The sequence below is a fragment of the Anabaena sp. FACHB-1391 genome (genome assembly GCF_014696755.1).
Classification (GTDB): Bacteria; Cyanobacteriota; Cyanobacteriia; order Cyanobacteriales; family Nostocaceae; genus Dolichospermum; species Dolichospermum planctonicum.
The window spans coordinates 101748-120897 of the sequence record NZ_JACJQS010000006.1 but is presented as its reverse complement, the minus strand read 5'-3'; the positions used below and the strand labels follow the sequence as shown (position 1 = coordinate 120897).

Here is a 19150-nt window from a genome sequence, read left to right as displayed (position 1 = left end):
TAGCACTATCTTTGTATTTTTGTCAATTTTGCCAGCCGCGAAGGTAACAAAATTGTAAAAAAACCGCTAAAGTGCGATAATTCTATGGTTATAGCTGACAAGTACAGTCAAAATCCTCCAGTACACCCTTCCTGTTAAATTTCACTGCCCATGAAAACAGTATTATTTAAATTATTTAATCGTCAACAATTTTTAGCACCATCGGTGAGTCATGCAGTAAATATAAATACTTACGTAATCAAAGTCCGATGGCTAGGTAATAACCTATATATTCTCTGTGAAAGTGTTGAGTGTCCACAAGGTTGGCAAACCCTGTTGGAGTTACTGCAACAACTAGAAGAAAACAATGTAGACAGCCTGACTAATAATGATCAATCCTCAATATACCAAGTATTAGTTTATGGTCGCAAACTAGGTGAAGATATTCCCCAATGGTGTTATAGATTGTACTTAAATCAACTGAATCAATATTTAGAACAGGTAGAAAAATCATTATTAGCAGGGACAGAAACACCCACAGGCTCAGATAGTCCACTGATGATCTCTAATGAGAGTTTGGCACATCAAAGAGATATAGAGGCAGATTGGCTGTCGCACCTAAATTTGACAACTCCAGAGGTGATGTTAAAACCATGGGATGATTCGGGAAATGTGCCAGCGATCGCTAGAATGTTGGAAACATCTGCTATCCGGGTGATGCTAATTCCCACAGAAGATTTATTACATATTATCTGTGATCATCCCATTTGTCCTACACTCTATCAAGTCTCTAGGAAATTTACTCAATTTATTATCCGCGAACTGCAAATTTCTGCTATAAGTGGTTTTTCTATTGATGTTCGTCGGGCTGCCGATAAAGAACTGATGTGGTTTCATGGACTTAACATGGTAGAACGTTCCCGACTAATCCCCACAGAGACACTGGAATTTGCTGTTACATCTGAATATGTAAGTTACCAGATTACTCATCAGACTCGTGAACCAATTCTATGTCTTAATTCAAGAAATGAGAAAGTACACAATTTGGGCAAACAAATAGCAAAAAATTGGGCAGTAAATATTAATAAACAAATCCGACAGTTACTTTTAAACAGCCAATTATTTACAATATTTAATCACGACACAAATCAAAACCCTGATCATAAAGATCATAAAGGAATTGGTGGTGGTATGATTTGGCTGGGATTAGGATTACTTCTAGCTTTACAAAGTGATTTGATATTAAGTTATGTCTTAGCACGTTCTCTTAAAAGTTATCCCCAAGTTAGTGTTAGTAACAATATTGTTTCACCTTTACCCTTAGCATCTCAGCCATCTTTGCCAAGAGAAAATAATCAAACAAGACCAGTTTCAAATCAATCAGTAACACCGAAATCACTTAATCATGATCAATCTACTTTTAATGCCTCTGGATTTATCAATGATCATGATACTAATTTCGCAGTAGCACCATTAACAGAAAACGCCACTGCCACAGCTATTCTATTAGCGGCCCGATCACAAATGCCCAGTTTTAATGCTAGGCAATTAGATGAGCAATTAGCTCTATATAAACAGCGTTTAGCTATGAAAAAACGCCCACCTGATGTCTTAATTGTTGGTTCTTCCCGCGCCCTCAGAGGAGTTGACCCCCTAGCCCTTTCTAGGGCTTTAGTCAGCCAAGGTCATAGCAATCTTGATATATTTAACTTTGGCATTAATGGAGCAACAGCCCAAGTTGTTGACTGTCTGATTCGTCAGATTTTAGAACCTGAAGAACTGCCGAAACTAATTTTATGGGCTGATGGTTCTCGCGCTTTTAATAATGGACGAGAAGATATTACTTTCAATGCAATTGCTGTCTCACAAGGATATAAACAAGTATTACAGAAAACTAGAACCAGAGTAAATGCTGATGTAGTAAATAAAAATAAAGAAGGTTTTATAGGAGAGATTAGCAGTAAATCAGCAACAAAAGATATTAACATCTATCAAGCGGCTGACAGTTGGCTAAATCAGTCTTTATCTGGGTTATCTGCTAGTTATAAAAACCGTGAGCAAATTAAAACTCTTCTGCAAAAAAAATTTGAAAATCTACCTTTTAGTTATCAACATCTCCAGGTTAAATCAAAGGTTAACCTCACAAGTTACTCCGCAATGACTAATTCTCTACAAGGAGTTGATTTTGATGGATTTCTACCTATATCTGTTCGATTTAATCCGGCTACATATTATCAAAAATATCCAAAAGTTTCTGGAGATTACGACAATGATTATAAATCTTTCCAGCTTGCGGGTAAACAAGAACAGGCATTTCGTTCAGTGTTAGATTTTACTAAAAAAAATAATATATCCTTGGTATTTGTAAATATGCCCCTCACTTCAGATTATTTAGATCCGGTTCGCACAAAGTATGAACAGCAGTTTCAAAAGCATTTATTAAAATTTACAAGTGATCCTCATTTTATTTACCGTGATTTAAGTCAACTATGGCCAACAGCAAGTAATTACTTTTCTGACCCCAGTCACATTAACCGCTATGGTGCCTATGAGGTTTCAAAAAACTTGGCACTAGATCCAATTATTTCCTGGACAAAAAAGTAATTAAATGGGAAAATAGCAAAGGGTATTATGTTATTTTTCCTCTGTGAATAATTCAAAACTATCATAATTAGTAATTAAACAATGAAATTCATATCAATTTTCTATGGGATTTTTCTGTTAAGTGTCTTGGTAATTTACTGGAATGTGTATTTAGCAAATTTCCGATTATGGATTCTCCTAATAGCCAGTATTTTGTTTTACTCATCTTTGCACATTCGATATTTACCATTACTTTTAATACTAACTTTTATCAACTTCCGCTTAGGTTTAGGAATTAGCAATAATACCTCATCAAACAAGCATTCTCAAGACTCGGATTTATCTCCAGAGGAATGGCATCGAAATCGGCGAAATCTATTATGGATTGGTATAGTTTTTAATCTTTTTATTCTCTTGGGTTTTAAGTATATAAATCATCTACAAAATTTATTTTTTCATCTGTTTAATCACTCAGATGGATCATTAACTAAGATAGTTTCTCCCTTGGGAATTTCTTTCTTTACATTTGAATGTATTGCTTATTTGATAGATGTCTATCGTGGTGATCCTGCTGCGGCTAATTTTATAGAATTTGCCACATATAAATTATTTTTTGCAAAACTTATTTCTGGACCAATTACTCGTTATCATCATCTGGAATTTCAATTCAATACACTACAACTTCCTAGTATTGATAGGACGGCTGAAGGACTGTGGTTAATTGCGCGAGGTGCGGTTAAAAAAGGAATTTTTGCCGATAATCTGGGCATATTTGTTGATTTATGTTTTGGTAATTTACAAAGAGCAGGTAGCACTGATTTGTGGTTAGCTACTTTTGCTTATGGACTACAGTTATATTTAGATTTTAATGGTTACGTAGATATTGCCCGTGGTAGTGCTTTACTGTTCGGTTTAGTTTTACCGGAAAATTTTAATTTCCCCTACTTCAGTACCAGTATTGCGGATTTTTGGCGACGTTGGCACATCACATTAGGTGATTGGTTGCGTAATTATCTTTACTTCCCTTTGGGTGGTTCTCGGCGCGGATTGATACGTACTTGCGGAAATTTATTGATAGTAATGCTATTAGCTGGGATTTGGCACGGTTCAGCCTGGGGTTTTATTGTTTGGGGTCTATTCCATGGTATCGCTTTAGCAGTTCATCGTCTCACGGCTTTTTTAAGCGATCGCTTAACAATTCTTAACCTATTTTGGCAAAATCCACTCGGAATAATCTGCGCTTGGCTGCTAACACAAATCATGGTTTTTACATCTTGGATTTGGTTTCGTCTCCCCAACCTCCGGGACTCTAGTTTAGTCATACAGCATCTTTGGGGTTATCCTGCTGATCAACAATTTGCGGAAAAGGTTTATGCAGAAGCTCTGAACAGCAATCAATATCAAATTTTTTACTTATTAGCAAGTATAACCATGCTAATGACTGTATCATATAGCTTCAAAGGAAGGATGAAATTAGATTTTAGCTGGCAAATGAAGATTGTTCTCGTCCCCTTATGCTTTTACGCAGTTTGGTTATTAGCTCCTCAAGGGAGTTTACCTTATATCTACTTTGATTTTTAGAGGAATTATCTGCTCGAATAAATTTCCTGTATACCTAATTACATCAGGAAAACATATAACTGACATAACTAATACTAATTTTAATTATCTTTACAAATTTCAATTTATCCTTTAATGTTGTATTCAGGTAGGCAAAACAACCTACCAAACATCATACGAACATAAAGCACTCATAAAATGACCACCACCTTACAACAGCGCCAAAGCGCCAACGTATGGGATCGCTTCTGCGAATTCATCACCAGCACTGACAACCGTCTATATATCGGTTGGTTCGGAGTATTGATGATCCCTACCCTATTAGCTGCTACCACCTGCTTCATCATTGCTTTCATTGCTGCTCCTCCCGTTGACATTGACGGTATCCGTGAGCCAGTTGCAGGTTCTTTACTATACGGAAATAACATCATTTCCGGTGCAGTAGTTCCTTCCTCTAACGCTATCGGTTTACACTTCTACCCAATTTGGGAAGCAGCTTCTTTAGATGAGTGGTTGTATAACGGCGGTCCTTACCAGTTAGTAGTATTCCACTTCTTGATCGGCGTATTCTGCTACCTCGGTCGTGAATGGGAACTTTCTTACCGCTTGGGAATGCGTCCTTGGATTTGCCTAGCTTTCTCTGCTCCTGTAGCAGCAGCTACCGCAGTATTCTTGATTTACCCCATCGGTCAAGGTTCATTCTCTGACGGTATGCCTTTAGGTATTTCCGGTACATTCAACTTCATGATTGTGTTCCAAGCAGAACACAATATCTTGATGCACCCCTTCCATATGTTAGGTGTAGCTGGTGTATTCGGTGGTTCTTTGTTCTCTGCAATGCACGGTTCTTTGGTAACTTCTTCCTTGGTTAAAGAAACAACCGAGAACGAATCACAAAACTACGGTTATAAATTCGGTCAAGAAGAAGAAACCTATAACATCGTTGCAGCACACGGTTACTTCGGTCGGTTGATTTTCCAATACGCTTCCTTCAACAACAGCCGTTCTTTACACTTCTTCTTAGCTGCTTGGCCAGTAGTTGGTATCTGGTTTACAGCTTTGGGTGTAAGCACAATGGCGTTCAACTTGAACGGATTTAACTTCAACCAATCAATCATTGATTCTCAAGGTCGTGTAATTTCTACATGGGCTGACGTAATCAACCGCGCTAACTTAGGTATGGAAGTAATGCACGAGCGCAACGCTCACAACTTCCCCCTAGACTTGGCTGCTGCTGATGTTGCTCCTGTTGCTTTGAGCGCTCCTGCAATCAACGGTTAATAATTAAAGCTTTCTTAACAGAGCTTAATTAAAGAAATGCTCTCCAGAAATGGGGAGCATTTTTGTTTTATAGAAAACCGCGAAGTTAGTGGAACTTTTACAACTGTTGGGGAATAGGAAGCCGGAGATAACCCCTATTATTGATTATTCACTCTAGAGGAGTTGTAGAGACAGGATTTTAAATCCCATTCTTTGGTGTTTCTGAGGGAGTGGGTTTATGTTCTTTAGGTAGTGCCTGTTTAGCGACATTTTCAGCAGCTTGTTTAAACATTGGTTCTATTTTATCGCGCCAATATTTAATATTAGGCAGCTTTTCCGGGTGGTCTCGATAAGCTAAAACCTGATGCCATTGACCATTATCAATTGCCTTATTAATATCATTAGCTAAAGCTTCTGCTTTTGCCCAATCACTTTGCCATTGATTAACAGTATCAACGGTTTGTTTAATACCAGAAACAGCATTTCCCGATGTTGACTTGAGCAGAGAAATTGCTCCTTGTAAATCTCCTGATTCAAACTTTTCCCTGGCCTTATCTACCGTTTTCACCTGATCCGCAGTAGCGGGTAAGGAAGGCTTTGCTGTGGGATTTACCACCACAGATTTTGCGGGAACTAAAGGAATTGGCCGAGATGTAATTAAAGGAATATCATCTACAGTTTGTATAGCCAAACCTTGGTCACGACGGCAAGAAATCCACTTTTCACGATTAGAAATGACATCAGAATGGGCCCAGGCCAACCTGCCAGAAGAAAGTTTAAGTTCTACCCAACCCCGCTTTGTCTGTTTACCGGTCACTTCAAACTGACTGGCCACACCCAAAGTTTTCAAAATATTATCAGAATTGATAGCGCTGGGTTCAGAACGGATATTAGAATCAGCCGTAACTACAGCTAAACATTTACTGATTAATTTGCTATTTTCTCCTGTCCAATTAATAGTTAAATTTTTAAAATTGGGATATATATTTGTAAATAAAGCCGCGACACCACCCGCTAGTAATATACCAATTAATAAAGGTAAAGGATCGGGTTTATTGGTATCTTGGGGAAGAGATTGTTGAGGAAGAGATGGAGAAGGAATATGATTAGCGGGAGAAACCGCCATTGTTTTTTGTGTCAATCTTGAAGATATAACTTGAGGAGATTGATAAATAATCTTAGGAGCTAGGGAGGGTTGGGAAAATTCAGGGATGATATTCACCAATTCTTGACAAGCTTGTAAAGCTTCCGTTGCTGTTTGATAGCGTTCTTTGAAGTGGTAACGCACCATCTTCGTTAAAATCGCCACCAAATTAGAATTAACGGGTATTAAATGCTGCCAGTTAATTTCCCCGGTATCTGGGTCATCTTGTAATTGACTAGCAGGAACTCCCGTTAATGCTTGAATAGCGATAATTCCCAAAGCGTAAAGGTCACTATTAGGGCGGGGTTTACCTTGACCTTGTTCCGTAGGCATATATCCAGGAGTACCAATAGCTACAGTAGCAGTTTTTTGTCCATTTACTGTCACCAGGGGTGAACGTAATTGTTTAACTGCACCAAAGTCCACTAAAACTAATTTATAATCAGCGGCGCGGCGAATGATATTATCAGGCTTAATGTCGCGGTGAATTACACCTTCTTGGTGAACAAACTCTAAAATCTGCAAAATTTCCAACAACATTTGTATGACTTGGGCTTCACTCCAAGGCTGTCCGGGGATAAGTTCTTCCTGGAGAGTGTGGCCGTCAATAAATTCTTGGACTAGAAAAAATTCTTGATTTTCGTCAAAATAAGCTAAAAGTCTGGGGATTTGGTCATGATTACTCAATTTTTCTAAAGTTTCTGCTTCGCTGTGAAATAGCCGTTTAGCAGTAGTAAAGATTTTAGAGTCAGAATTGGCTGGTTTCAAGTGCTTAACCACGCAGATGGGATTGCCTGGCCGTCTGGTATCCTGGGCAATATAGGTTTGACCAAATCCTCCCGTGGCCAAAATGCGAATGACTTGGTAGCGATGATCTAGCAATTTACCTATCATAATCTCCCTCCCCAGCTTTATAACCTAATTTTACCCATAGTAGTCAATATCTCCCAATTTCCTCCCCTGAGATCAGGTATCTTGAGAAAAGATTTAAATTAAAAGTACAATTCTTTCATCAAACAAAATCGTTAATTTTACTATCAGTATCCCCTTGACTAGGAATGCCACCTAAAATCACTAATTATACCTCATGGCAGCAAGCTGAAATCTTGATGCAACCTGCTTTTATTCGCGTAATTGATAATATTCGTAAGCAGCTTGATACATCCAATTGGCAAGGGACTTACCAAGATGTATTGACCTGGCCTGCTAACACGAGTGATGAAACAAAGTCTTTAGTAACTGAGTTGGTGCGGGAAATGGAAACCGCAACACCAACACAAGTAGAGGAAATTAAAGAAACTCTTGCTAGTTTGCCAATGCCTTATCCAGGATATCATTTACTTTTGCAAAATCAACAGGAACGGGTAAATATAGATTTATGGGATTTGTGTTATCAAATATGTTTTCTCAATTATAGTCCAGAGCAGGGGGCAGTTGATATTGATCCCAACTTAATTGACGAATATGGTGATGTAGACTGGCAAAATTTAGAAAATAAAACTCAGCAGTTAGTTAAACAGCTATTCGCTAGTTTACCAGCCAACCCAGACTAAATTTAAGAAGTTCTTTGAAAATCCTTAGTTTACAGAAAAACCGCTCTGGTAAACATCTCCCCCACGGGGGGAGAGGCTTTGAAAACCCCATTACAGTCACAAAAGTTCTTCGTTTTACCCTCTCTTCCTCAGAGATATAGAAATTATAGTAAAATGAAATACTTATATAGCTGGCTGTAATACTTAATAACTAGGACTGAGGAATTAAGCTGGTTGTTTTGGTGGTGCTATCCCAAACAATCCAGTTAATACTATTATCTAAATTATCGGCATTATTGGTAACTTTAAAATAGAACTTTTCTCCGTTTTTAAACTGGACAGCAAAATCAGCATTTTGGGCAAAAATAACTATAAAACCTCTATCCCGTAAACAATACATAGCCCAATTTTTTAAAGATTGTTTATGGGGTTCGTGGGGAATTGGTGGGTTAGTAATTACGTCGTTAAGAACTTTTAAAACTTTTTCCATGTTCGCATTTAATGAGGATCACAACGAATTTCAATCATAAACCCATCGGGGTCATAAAAATACAGCCCTCTACCTGTGGGACGGGAAACCGGACCATAAGCAATGACTAAATTATGATCTCTGATCACGGCAACGGCTTGATCAAATAATTCTGGAGCAATATCAAAGGCTAGATGATATGCTCTGGTAAAAGACTTGCTGGGATCTGGATCTGGTGGTAATAATTCTGGTTCTGCAAATAGGTCTATAATTGTGCCGTCAGGAGTGATGAAATTAGCGACTTTACCAGCATTGACAAGTTCTATTAATGTTTCTGGTATTTCGTCTCCTGTGAGTTCGTGTAAGCCTAAAATATGACCATAAAAATGGCGAGACGCTGCCATATTTTGGACGTTAAAAGCGATATGATGGACTTTACGGAGGTAGCCATTGGGAATAGTTTTTTGAGAAATCATGATCCCGAAATTTAGAATCTATGGATTTAAAATTATCTGCAAATCGAGAATAAAGCCTGGTAAAATATCTTCACCAGAAAGTCTTGGTGGGTTGTCAACATCAAAATTTAAAACTTCTACATCCTTTCCGTAACGATAAATTTCTACCAAGGGTGTTTGTGGATCAATTAACCAACCTAAAAGCGCGCCATTATTTTCATATTCTCGCATTTTAGTACGTAATTTTTCTAAACTATCCGTTTCTGATCGCAATTCCACCACAAAATCAGGACAAAGGGGGGGAAACCGTTTTTTTTCCTCTTGACTTAAAGCATCCCAACGTGCTAGTTTTACCCAAGCTGCATCAGGACAGCGATATGCACCACTGGGTAGTTTAAATTCGGTGGAGGAGTCAAATACTTTACCTAATTTAGTTTGACGATTCCATAAACCTAATTCTATATTAATATCTGAGTTCCTAATTCCACTTTCTCCACCTGTGGGAGGCATAATAATTAATTCTCCGGTTTGGGTAAGTTCTAACTGACAGGGTTCGTTAGCAATGCAAAGTTGATAAAACTGCTCATCTGTTAAATTTACTGCGGGAGGTATGTTTAAAGTGAGGGTTTCCATAGGTTTTGCTTGAGGAGACTAGTTTTATTATCAGATAAAATTCAGAAAAATTTAGGCTAGGCGATCGCTAAAATTGACCCCAATGGTAAAAATGGCGAGATGCTGCCATATTTTGGACGTTAAAAGCGATGTGATAGACTTTACGGAGGTAGCCATTGGGAATAGTTTTGTTAGTCATTTTTGATAGTTAGAGTGATGTTTGGGGAAAGTTTGCGATTACTAGGTCGCGCAACGCTTAAGCTCATGTCCCTTTGCGTCTTTGCTCCTTAGCAACTACCCTATGCCTTCGGCACGCTCCGCGAGTGGGATCTCTACGAAAGATTGCGAGACACAAAAAGCTATGTTGATTACAAAGTATCTTAATAGTATAATTATAAAAAAGTCAAAATTTTAAACAATATGGCAACGGGAATACCTAGTAAAAATGGACGTAATCACAAACAAAATACGACATCTTTCCGAATTGAATATGAAGGAAAAATGCCTGTAGAAGATATATTGAAAATTCAGCCAGCTAACTTAAATCATATAATTAGCGTTGAAGGATATCCTAGAAATCAATTAATATATGGCGATAATTTAAACGTTCTTCGCACATTATTAAATAATGAGAATGTTGCCGGAAAAATTAACTTAGTATACATTGATCCTCCATACTCCACAGGTAGCAGTTTTGAGTCTCGTAATAGCAATCATGCTTATCATGATCTCATGGAAGGTGCAGAATATTTAGAATTTTTGCGTCAACGTCTAATCTTAATCAGAGAAATTCTATCAGAAGCAGGTTCTATTTATCTACATTTAGATGAAAAAATGGCTTTTCCTGTAAAAATTATCATGGATGAAATTTTTGGAGTTAAAAATTTTCGTAATTGGATTACGAGAAAAAAATGTAATCCTAAAAACTATACACGCAAACAATATGGTAATGTTGCTGATTTTATTCTTTTTTATACAAAAACAGATAATTATGTATGGAATCAACCTTTTGAAGCTTGGACAGAAGACTCGATTAAAAAAGAATATCAATATGTGGAAGAAGGAACAGGAAGACTATATAAAAAAGTTCCTATTCATGCTCCAGGGGTAAGAAAAGGAGCAAGTGGTCAACCTTGGAGGGGTATTTTACCACCTCCCGGTAAACATTGGCAATATACACCAGAAACATTAGATGAAATGGATGCAAGAGGGGAAATATATTGGTCTTCAACAGGTAATCCTAGACGAAAAGTATATTTAGATAATAGTCAGGGGATTTCAATTCAAGACATTTGGCTTGATTTTAAAGACGCTCACAATCAAAATATTAAAATCACTGGTTATCCAACGGAGAAAAATTCAGAGATGATCAAACGAATAATTATGGCTTCATCAAATCTAGGAGATATTGTTTTAGATGCCTTTGCGGGAAGTGGAACTACTCTAACTGTAGCTGAAGAATTAGGTAGAAAATGGATAAGTATTGATAATTCTCCATTATCTATTGATACTATAATTCAACGTTTAGTTAATGGTAGTGAAGTAATGGGTGATTTTGTTAATGGCAAAAATGATGGTTGTAAATATAAACAAATAAACTTAATTGACGTTAGTAGAATTTTAAAAACAGGCTTAGACTTGTATATTGAAGAATCAGAAAGTTTAGAGTTAATTTCTGATCAAATCATCAAAAATTGGCATAGTAAACTTAACTATCTAACCAGCCTTGTGTAAGTCTCTCGTCTAACATTTTCAAAGTACAAACCATCACTCTACTTTGTCCATATTTTTCTAAATTAGCGTAATCATTCCACATAGAACCTAGAAGTAATCCAGGACCATCATTCAGCATCAATACTTTTAATGGTAAATTGTATGTCTTAGCATAACCCAAAATTTCTGTTATTTTATCTCGATTGCCACCTGTTCTATCATCTTCCTGAGAACCTCCCCTGTCGGAGTCATAACGAGCAAATCCAACTACTAATGGAGTTCCATCTAAGCGGGAGATTAACATATCCGCAGGAATTTGATATGGAAACTTATTCAAAACCTTATGCAACATTACGTCTTTCCCTGCGCGAACCGGTCCTTGGATAGAATAATTTTGGCTAAATACCTTATTAAACCATAAGAAAAAACTTTCTGTTAAATCATACCCTTTTTTTCCTTTTGTCTTATATTCAAAAAGAAGTGCCATGAGAATTTCATCAGGTATAGGACGGCTTTGCAAATTTCGTTTAACTTCCTCTATCGGACGAAATTTATCACTAAAGTTTATGATAATATTAGGAATGTTACCTTTCTTTTTAGTCATTTCAACTGATGTATCTGGAGAGACGTATCTACGAAAGATTCTCAGTAATTGATTTCGTAAAGGATTATGTTCTTTAGCAATCATCTCCAGTAATTCTGTAGAAGTTTGTGCTTTATCAACAAGTTCTATAAAGCGTACTTGTACTTCTTCATAAAGCATTTTAGCATCATCTAAGTAATCTGGATAAAAAGGGGAATCAAATATAGTAATCCACTTAGATGCTGTTGCTTTATAACTAGCAAATGTAGTCAAAATTATTTCCTTATTTTTATGATCAGTACAGGTTTTTAATATAAACAATAGTGGTATTCTTGTCCAGGTCTTTCTCAAAAAAGTGATATTGGGGGGAAACTGTCCGATTTTTGCGGTGAGGTATGCGATATTAGTGTTTAGATCCCCAACTTCTAATATAAATCTATAATATATTGACAATAATATCAAAGAAGTCGGGGATGTTATTATTCAATTATCGTCTATATTCATCTCCACAATCACCAATTAGTTGATATAAATCCCGCGAATGTTGAGAAACTGCATCTATTTTCCCGATATCTTCTGCATCTAAATTGAAACTAAATACCCTAGCATTATCTGACAAATGTTCTGCAATTCCCAATCTAGCGCCGACAATTACACCCCCCACTGCTGGCTGATTTAAAATGTAATTTACAGCCACATTAGCAATACTCACTTGATGTTTATCAGCAATGGTTTTTAAGGTATTTAGTAACTCTTGAAATAGTCCCCAACCACCCCAATTATCAATCATTTGTTTGTATTTTCTCAAGCTGGTGGTATTTATTTCTGAGCCTTTAGGTTCTGGTTTTTGCAAATATTTTTCTGATAACAAACCACCACAAACAGTACCATAGGTAAACAATTTAATATCATGTTCTTGACAAAAATTAACCATATTTACCTGTGGTCTTCTGTCTACGAGAGAAAACTGCACTTGATTAGAAACAATTTTGATTCCTGCTGCGGTAATAATTTGCAAATGTTCTGTATCAAAATTAGTTAAAGCTAAATGTTTGATTTTACCTTCTGTTTGCAATTCTACCATATATTTGAGAGCATCTAAATAATTAGGATCTCGATATTCCCACCAGTGAAACTGCATTAAATCCAATGATTTAACGTTCATTCTTCTCAAAGAGATATCAATATTTTCCTCAACCAATTTTTTCGTCATTTTCCCAGGACGAGGAACCCATTTTGTAAAAGCCTGAATATGATTAACAGCTTCCTCTCCACGAGTTGCGATTAATTGACGACGAAACTCACCAATAAAGTCCTCTGCTGGTCCATAATGGTCTGCTAAATCCCAAGTTGTAAAACCAGCATCAACATATTGAAACATAGACTCAATCGCAGTTTTGGGGTTAATGCGTCCATGTCCTCCCGAAACTTGCCACATTCCATTTAAAATTCGGCAAATTTTCAAATTCGGGGTAAATTGTAAATAGCTTTCTTGAGGTAAAATCATATTGTTTATATTGTTATTTCCAGTTTTTTTCTGCTTGTTCCAAAACATAATTTGCAACTTGTTGAATTTCCGCTGTTGTCAATCTTTCTTTGTAAGCTGACATATTATTTTTACCATTGGTGACAATAGCTGTAATTGCTTCCAAAGAATCCATTTTATATCTTTTGAGTGCATTCTTTTTTAAACTTTTACCGCGTCTAATGATGTTTTCTCCATGAATATGACAACCAGCACAATGGAAATCAAAAATTTTTGCACCTTGAGAAGTATTTAAGGCGTTAACTGGTGAAGTAGAATTAATTATCCACAAGCAAAAAGTGAATAATATCAATGTTACCATTTTTGTTACCATTTTTTTCATAAAGATGCAAAATCTCCTGTAAAACCGACAAATTTTGTACATTCTTCTGCAAAAGCTTCGGCTTCGCTGATATCTTCAATTTTATAAGACATAATGCGTTTTCCGTCGGGCATTTTTTTAGAACCCATTAATTCACCTTTGTAATTTTCTGCTATTTTCTTAAATTCAACACCAGAAACTTTCCAAGCTTGATCATCACAAGTGATATTTACCTGCCACATAATTTAAAATTTATTTATTGATCAATATTAATTATTTCATAAATTGGCAACATTTAACTAATAACCCTGGCGAATGAAATTCGCGGCTATACAGACAAAACCCACCCAGGTGGGTTAGAAATTTCTCATTCCTGAGTCCGGGTAGACGGACTTTGCTTGTGTAGTAGCGACTTTTAGTCGCCGAATATACTACCTTGAGATAGATATGATTTTCTATCTTTAGGGAGTGTTAATAACAAAAATATTTTACCATACTGAATATAAGTATTGCCTGATATCTTCATTAAATATGGCCATGAATAAGAACATTAAAGAACAAATTCAATTAGATTTACGTCAAGCTAAAGAAACAGGACAATTAAAGTCTGAACGCATTCGAGAAATTGTCAAATCTGCTGTTTCTCAAGTCAGTTCTGAATTTCAAGAAGGTTCTCATGAACTGAGTAATTTAGTTAATGATGCTGTTTCTACTGTCGTTGATAATTTACAGGAGAAAAGCAGTGAAGTTAAGGAGGGGGTAGTAGCTTCAATTGAAGGTGCTATGGAAGCGATAAATCTGAAAAAACACTCAAATATCGTTCAAACTCAAGCAGAAATAAAGCAGTTACAAGCAAAATTAGATCAAGAGGAAGAAAAACTACAAACTGAAATTGAAGGAATTTTTACAAAGATAGTAGAAACAAGTCAAGATAAATCTGTTGATACCAAAATTGCTATTAATTCAGCAATTAATTCTATTAAAGATAGTGAAGAAGTGGGATTATTAAGAAAACGTTATGCACAATTACAAGCACAATTAGCAATTGTCAGAGCAAATTTATTTGCGCGTTATAGCGGAAGTAATCAAGAAGTACAAGATTATTTGAATGAAGCAAAACAATGGTATGATAAATCCCATCCACAAGCTGAATCTATTACTTTACAAGTAAAGGAAAAATACTCCCTGTTAGAACAGAAATTAGCAGAAGCAGGTTCAGCAATAGCTAAACAAGAACGTCAATTAAAACAAACTTTGCGGGAGTTACTATTAGCAACGGCTGATTTATTTAAAGATAAAGATATTCGGGCTTAATATCCGCAATTTTGTTTTCTCAAAATTTCTACATAAATGAGTAAATTAATTTTGATAATTTTTAATTTACTCATTATTTTTATTTATATTATTTTTATTTATAACCTATTAACCTATTCTATTAGAGACTTCCAATTAAATTAAAATTAAGAAAAATTAAGAAAATATCTTAACCTGTAGGGTGTGTTAGCTGTCTTTGTAACGCACCATTCTGATTCTCATTAATTTCATATATTTAATATAAAAATATAAAGATAAAGGTGCGTTGATAACGCACCCTACAAAATTAATAAGTACCTTCCTCTCTATTAATGTTTTCTTCATGCTTGACAATTACCCAAACCGCATGAATGCTACCAGGAAGCCAACCCAGGAGGGTAAGCAAAATATTAATTAACAAAGTTGGACCAAATCCAACTGTAAGGAAAACCCCCAAAGGAGGTAAAAATAAACCGAGAAGTATACGCAATAAGTTCATGGATATTTCCTATTTTTCAAATTGGGTTTACCTATTGACTATCTTGTAACTGAAAACCTTTTTCTGCGAAGTATTTGCTAAGAAATGTATTAGCTAAAGACAGAATTACAGGACCGATAATAAAAGCAATAAATCCTTGAACTTGAAAACCTGGAACTAAAACTGATGCTAACCAAAAGCAAATTCCGTTGACAATTAGGGAAAAACCACCTAATGTGAGATATGTCAAGGGTAAAGATAAGATATTAATCATTGGTTTAATTCCACTATTGATTAAACCAATGACAACAGCAGCAATTAAAGCTGCGGGAAAGTTAGCAATATCTACTCCAGGAACAACTAAATCAACAATCAACAAACTTAAAGCTGTAGCAAGTGCGATGAAAAAATATCCCAACATTTTTTACCTCAGTAACAGCAATATCAGTGCTATTTACTATTTTTAAATATAGATTAATATTTGACATCTTTACTTAGGTAGAATCTTGATCTATCTTAGGTTAGACTAAAAGAAAAGATCCCCGATTTCTTAAAGAAGTCAGGGATCTAAATCCCGTTAAGTTTGATTACTATAGTAAAGAGAAGATTTATATAAAACCTGTTCTTGATGAGTTTCTAATACACAATCAGATAAGGGATAACTGACACAGGTAACAACATAACCAGCTTGAATTTCCTGGAGACGCAGAAATTTTTGCTCACTTTGATCAATTTCTCCACTAATAAGTTTAGCAATACAAGCGGAACATTCTCCTTGTTTACAACCTGATGGTAAACGAATACCAACTTCTTCCGCTATGTCAATTATATATTGATCATCTGGTACTTGAATGGTGCGATTCAATTTTAGGTTAGGGTTGATGAGTTGAATTTGATAAATGGCCATACTAATTTAAGATTTTTTCAGTCATAGTCCCAGAGAGAATTAACTTATTGTTTGATTCCTTTCATTGATAAACTTATGCGTTTGAGTTTTTCGTTGATTTCTAAAACTTGTACTTTAACGACTTGTCCAACTTTAACAATTTTTTTGGGATCATCTACAAATTTATCAGCAAGTTGGGAAATATGCACTAAACCATCTTGATGTACTCCAATATCAACGAAAGCACCGAAATTAGCAACATTGGTAATAATTCCTTCTAGTTCCATTCCTACTGTTAGATCTCTAATTTCCTTAACTCCAGCTTTAAAGGTAGCATATTTAAATTCAGCACGAGGATCTCTTCCTGGTTTTTCCAATTCCCTGAGAATATCGCGCAGGGTTGGTTCTCCGATAGTATCGGTTACGTATTTTTTGAGGTTGGCTTTTTTCAGGTTTTCCGCAATTTGTGTAACTTGATTTAAAGATATTCCTAAATCAGCAGCTATAGATTTTACTAAAGGGTAACTTTCTGGATGAACTGCGGTATTATCTAAGGGGTTTTCGCTATCACGAATTTTTAAAAAACCTGCGGCTTGTTCAAAAGCTTTTGGTCCTAATTTTGCTACTTTTAAAAGTTGACGACGATTTGTAAATGCTCCATTTTCGTTGCGATAGGTGATAATATTATTGGCTATAGTTGGGGTGATTCCTGAAACAAATGTTAGCAGTTCTTTGGAGGCAGTATTCAAATCTACACCCACATAGTTAACGCAACTTTCTACAGTTTCATCTAATTTCTTTTTCAGTAATTTTTGATCAACGTCATGTTGATATTGTCCGACACCAATTGATTTAGGATCTATTTTAACTAGTTCGGCTAAAGGATCTTGTAATCTGCGACCAATACTAATTGCACCCCGCACGGTAATATCTAAATCAGGAAATTCTTCCCTTGCTACTTCACTAGCAGAATATATAGATGCACCAGATTCATTTACCATAACTTTAACTGGTTTATGGGCTATATTTGGTAATATTTCGGCGATAAATTCCTCTGTTTCCCGTGAAGCTGTACCGTTACCAATAGCTATTAATTGAATTTGGTATTTTTCCAGTAATTTTTTGATAGTTTGTGCCGCTTTTTGGCGTTGTTCTGCTGCTTGGTGGGGAAACACGGCTTGATATTCTAAAAATTGCCCAGTTTCATCTAAAATAGCTACTTTACACCCGGTTCTAAAACCAGGATCTATAGCCATTGTTGGTTTCATCCCTGCTGGTGCTGATAACAGCAATTCTCGCAAATTTGTCTCAAAGGTTTTGATTGATTCTATGTCAGCATAGGTTTTTTTATCTTTGATAACTTCGCTAATTAATGAGGTTTTCATTAAGCGATTAAAACTATCTTTTAACATTCCTTGATAAAAGTCGCGCAGGTTGCGAACTTTAGTTTTAACTTCCTGAAATTCTAAATAACCCAGAACAAAATCTTCATCAAAAGCAATTTCAAAACTGAGAATTTTTTCCTCTTCTCCTCGACATAAAGCTAACATATTATGAGGAGCAATATTTTTGACTTTAATTTGATAATTTCGGTACATTTCAAATTTTGTCGTCCCTTCGGGATGTTCATCTTTGATATGAGAAATAAATACCCCATTTTCTAGGAAAAAATCCCGGATATATGCCCGTAATTCGGCTTTATCTGCTACTTCTTCCGCTAAAATATCCGATGCACCTTTTAAAGCTTCATCTGCATTTTTTACTCCTAAAGTTTCGGAAATATATTTTGCTGCTTCTGCTTCCAAGGATACAGAAATCGCATTTTTCACATTCACCGATTTAATGAATATTGCCAGGGGTTCTAAACCTTTTTCTCTAGCAATGGTAGCGCGGGTACGACGTTTAGGACGATAGGGTAAATATAAATCTTCCAGTTCAGTTTTTTGTAAACAAGATGCTATTTTTGTGTTGAGTTCTGGAGTAAGTTTATCTTGTTGAGCGATCGCATTGACAATTACTTTTTTTCTTTCTTCCAATTCCGTTAAGTAATTATATCTATCTTGTAAATCCCGTAATTGCATTTCATCCATTTCATCTGTTCGTTCTTTACGATAACGCGCAATAAAGGGAATTGTTGCCCCTTCGGCTAAAAGTTCCAGTGCATTTTGTACCTGCTGGGGTTTAAGTTTTAGTTCACTTGCAAGGAGTTGAGAAATATTCAACATCTGTGATTTCAATTAAAGAAGTTCGAGAAATTTATATTAGCGTCAATAGGTATTATTATATCACCTAACTCAGAATCGGGTTGTCAGTCACGTTATTAGTTTTATATCCCACATCATGAGACTATTTGCCAATAGCTGCACTATGGCTTAATATTGAATGTATTGCCATTTTTCCTTAGTTAAGTATAACATAAATAACGTTGCTGAAAATGGCGCAAATCTACTGGTATTAAACAGTAGTTCGTAGTTTAGAGGTGAGTGCAAATGCCTTTATTTTTCTTAATGACATTATCTATGGGTGTAATTACTGGCTATCTTTTCCAAAGAAAGGATGATGAAATTACCAATATTGCTGGTGTTTTCACAGCTATCATTTTCATTGTGAGTTTAGTATTAGCGCCTTGGCAAGTTCAGTTTGGTCTGTTGATGTTTGTGGTCATTGTTAGTAACAAATTACTGAAGAAAAATTGGTTTTAAGCCAATTTTTTCAGGAACTTTAGCAAGTTAAATCTAAAATAAAATCAAGTCGGC

19 protein-coding genes are annotated in these 19150 nt (G+C 35.8%); 7 read left to right on the top strand and 12 right to left on the bottom strand.

All coding sequences use genetic code 11. The features are described 5' to 3' along the window. The first annotated feature begins 150 nt into the window (after positions 1-150). The 3 genes from H6F62_RS04690 to psbA all read left to right on the top strand — a co-directional run bounded on the left by H6F62_RS04690 (position 151) and on the right by psbA (position 5403). The gene (locus tag H6F62_RS04690) at positions 151-2583 is read left to right on the top strand and encodes a DUF1574 family protein (RefSeq protein WP_190371451.1); all 2433 of its coding nucleotides are present in this window, start codon (positions 151-153) and stop codon (positions 2581-2583) included. 81 nt (positions 2584-2664) lie between these two features. After that, complete coding sequence (locus tag H6F62_RS04685; RefSeq protein ID WP_137908129.1) at positions 2665-4143, top strand: MBOAT family protein; 1479 nt, start codon at positions 2665-2667, stop codon at positions 4141-4143. Between the two features lie 177 nt (positions 4144-4320). Beyond that, a complete protein-coding gene (psbA, locus tag H6F62_RS04680) occupies positions 4321-5403 on the top strand; it encodes a photosystem II q(b) protein (RefSeq protein ID WP_137908128.1) in 1083 nt (360 codons plus the stop codon). 178 nt (positions 5404-5581) lie between these two features. Here the strand turns inward: psbA and H6F62_RS04675 are convergent, their stop codons facing one another. After that, entirely contained in the window at positions 5582-7420 is a 1839-nt protein-coding gene (locus tag H6F62_RS04675; RefSeq protein WP_190371450.1) for a serine/threonine protein kinase, read from the bottom strand. A gap of 164 nt (positions 7421-7584) precedes the next feature. On the opposite strand from H6F62_RS04675, the gene H6F62_RS04670 reads away from it, so the two are divergent. Then, positions 7585-8079, top strand: coding sequence for a hypothetical protein (locus H6F62_RS04670; protein WP_137908126.1), 495 nt, complete (start codon positions 7585-7587; stop codon positions 8077-8079). A gap of 190 nt (positions 8080-8269) precedes the next feature. Here H6F62_RS04670 and H6F62_RS04665 read toward each other — a convergent pair whose 3' ends face one another. The 3 genes from H6F62_RS04665 to H6F62_RS04655 are packed head-to-tail and all read right to left on the bottom strand — an operon-like array spanning position 8270 to position 9615. Next, the gene (locus tag H6F62_RS04665; protein WP_028084785.1) at positions 8270-8548 is read right to left on the bottom strand and encodes a hypothetical protein; all 279 of its coding nucleotides are present in this window, start codon (positions 8546-8548) and stop codon (positions 8270-8272) included. An 8-nt stretch (positions 8549-8556) separates the two neighbouring features. Then, complete coding sequence (locus tag H6F62_RS04660; RefSeq protein WP_137908125.1) at positions 8557-9003, bottom strand: VOC family protein; 447 nt, start codon at positions 9001-9003, stop codon at positions 8557-8559. An 18-nt stretch (positions 9004-9021) separates the two neighbouring features. Further along, positions 9022-9615: a Uma2 family endonuclease gene (locus tag H6F62_RS04655; RefSeq protein WP_190371449.1), complete on the bottom strand. Its 594-nt coding sequence runs from the start codon at positions 9613-9615 to the stop codon at positions 9022-9024. A 399-nt stretch (positions 9616-10014) separates the two neighbouring features. Here H6F62_RS04655 and H6F62_RS04645 point away from each other — a divergent pair, with 399 nt between their 5' ends. Further along, a complete protein-coding gene (locus H6F62_RS04645) occupies positions 10015-11328 on the top strand; it encodes a site-specific DNA-methyltransferase (RefSeq protein WP_137908123.1) in 1314 nt (437 codons plus the stop codon). Here the strand turns inward: H6F62_RS04645 and H6F62_RS04640 are convergent. The 4 genes from H6F62_RS04640 to H6F62_RS04625 all read right to left on the bottom strand — a co-directional run bounded on the left by H6F62_RS04640 (position 11303) and on the right by H6F62_RS04625 (position 13979). Continuing rightward, positions 11303-12163, bottom strand: coding sequence for a hypothetical protein (locus H6F62_RS04640; protein WP_190371448.1), 861 nt, complete (start codon positions 12161-12163; stop codon positions 11303-11305). The genes H6F62_RS04645 and H6F62_RS04640 overlap by 26 nt on opposite strands. A 214-nt stretch (positions 12164-12377) precedes the next feature. Continuing rightward, a complete protein-coding gene (locus H6F62_RS04635) occupies positions 12378-13397 on the bottom strand; it encodes an aldo/keto reductase (RefSeq protein WP_190371447.1) in 1020 nt (339 codons plus the stop codon). Between the two features lie 13 nt (positions 13398-13410). Beyond that, complete coding sequence (gene petJ / locus H6F62_RS04630) at positions 13411-13737, bottom strand: cytochrome c6 PetJ (RefSeq protein WP_190371446.1); 327 nt, start codon at positions 13735-13737, stop codon at positions 13411-13413. Between the two features lie 17 nt (positions 13738-13754). Next, a complete protein-coding gene (locus H6F62_RS04625) occupies positions 13755-13979 on the bottom strand; it encodes a hypothetical protein (protein ID WP_190371445.1) in 225 nt (74 codons plus the stop codon). A 295-nt stretch (positions 13980-14274) separates the two neighbouring features. Between H6F62_RS04625 and H6F62_RS04620 the strand changes: the two genes are divergently transcribed. Further along, positions 14275-15051 (top strand): histidine kinase, encoded by a 777-nt coding sequence (locus H6F62_RS04620; protein WP_137908119.1) that lies wholly within the window; start codon positions 14275-14277, stop codon positions 15049-15051. Positions 15052-15337: 286 nt separating this feature from the next. Here the strand turns inward: H6F62_RS04620 and H6F62_RS04615 are convergent, their stop codons facing one another. From H6F62_RS04615 to H6F62_RS04600, 4 genes are all read right to left on the bottom strand, one after another. Further along, entirely contained in the window at positions 15338-15529 is a 192-nt protein-coding gene (locus H6F62_RS04615) for a YqaE/Pmp3 family membrane protein (RefSeq protein ID WP_028091704.1), read from the bottom strand. A gap of 31 nt (positions 15530-15560) precedes the next feature. Beyond that, on the bottom strand, positions 15561-15929 hold the full coding sequence (locus H6F62_RS04610) for a phage holin family protein (protein WP_137908118.1): 369 nt from the start codon (positions 15927-15929) through the stop codon (positions 15561-15563). Between the two features lie 156 nt (positions 15930-16085). After that, positions 16086-16415: a 2Fe-2S iron-sulfur cluster-binding protein gene (locus H6F62_RS04605; RefSeq protein ID WP_028091706.1), complete on the bottom strand. Its 330-nt coding sequence runs from the start codon at positions 16413-16415 to the stop codon at positions 16086-16088. Positions 16416-16459: 44 nt separating this feature from the next. Further along, the gene (locus H6F62_RS04600; protein WP_190371444.1) at positions 16460-18619 is read right to left on the bottom strand and encodes a Tex family protein; all 2160 of its coding nucleotides are present in this window, start codon (positions 18617-18619) and stop codon (positions 16460-16462) included. Positions 18620-18883: 264 nt separating this feature from the next. Here H6F62_RS04600 and H6F62_RS04595 point away from each other — a divergent pair, with 264 nt between their 5' ends. Next, on the top strand, positions 18884-19096 hold the full coding sequence (locus tag H6F62_RS04595) for a hypothetical protein (RefSeq protein WP_190371443.1): 213 nt from the start codon (positions 18884-18886) through the stop codon (positions 19094-19096). The last annotated feature ends 54 nt before the right edge of the window (positions 19097-19150 follow it).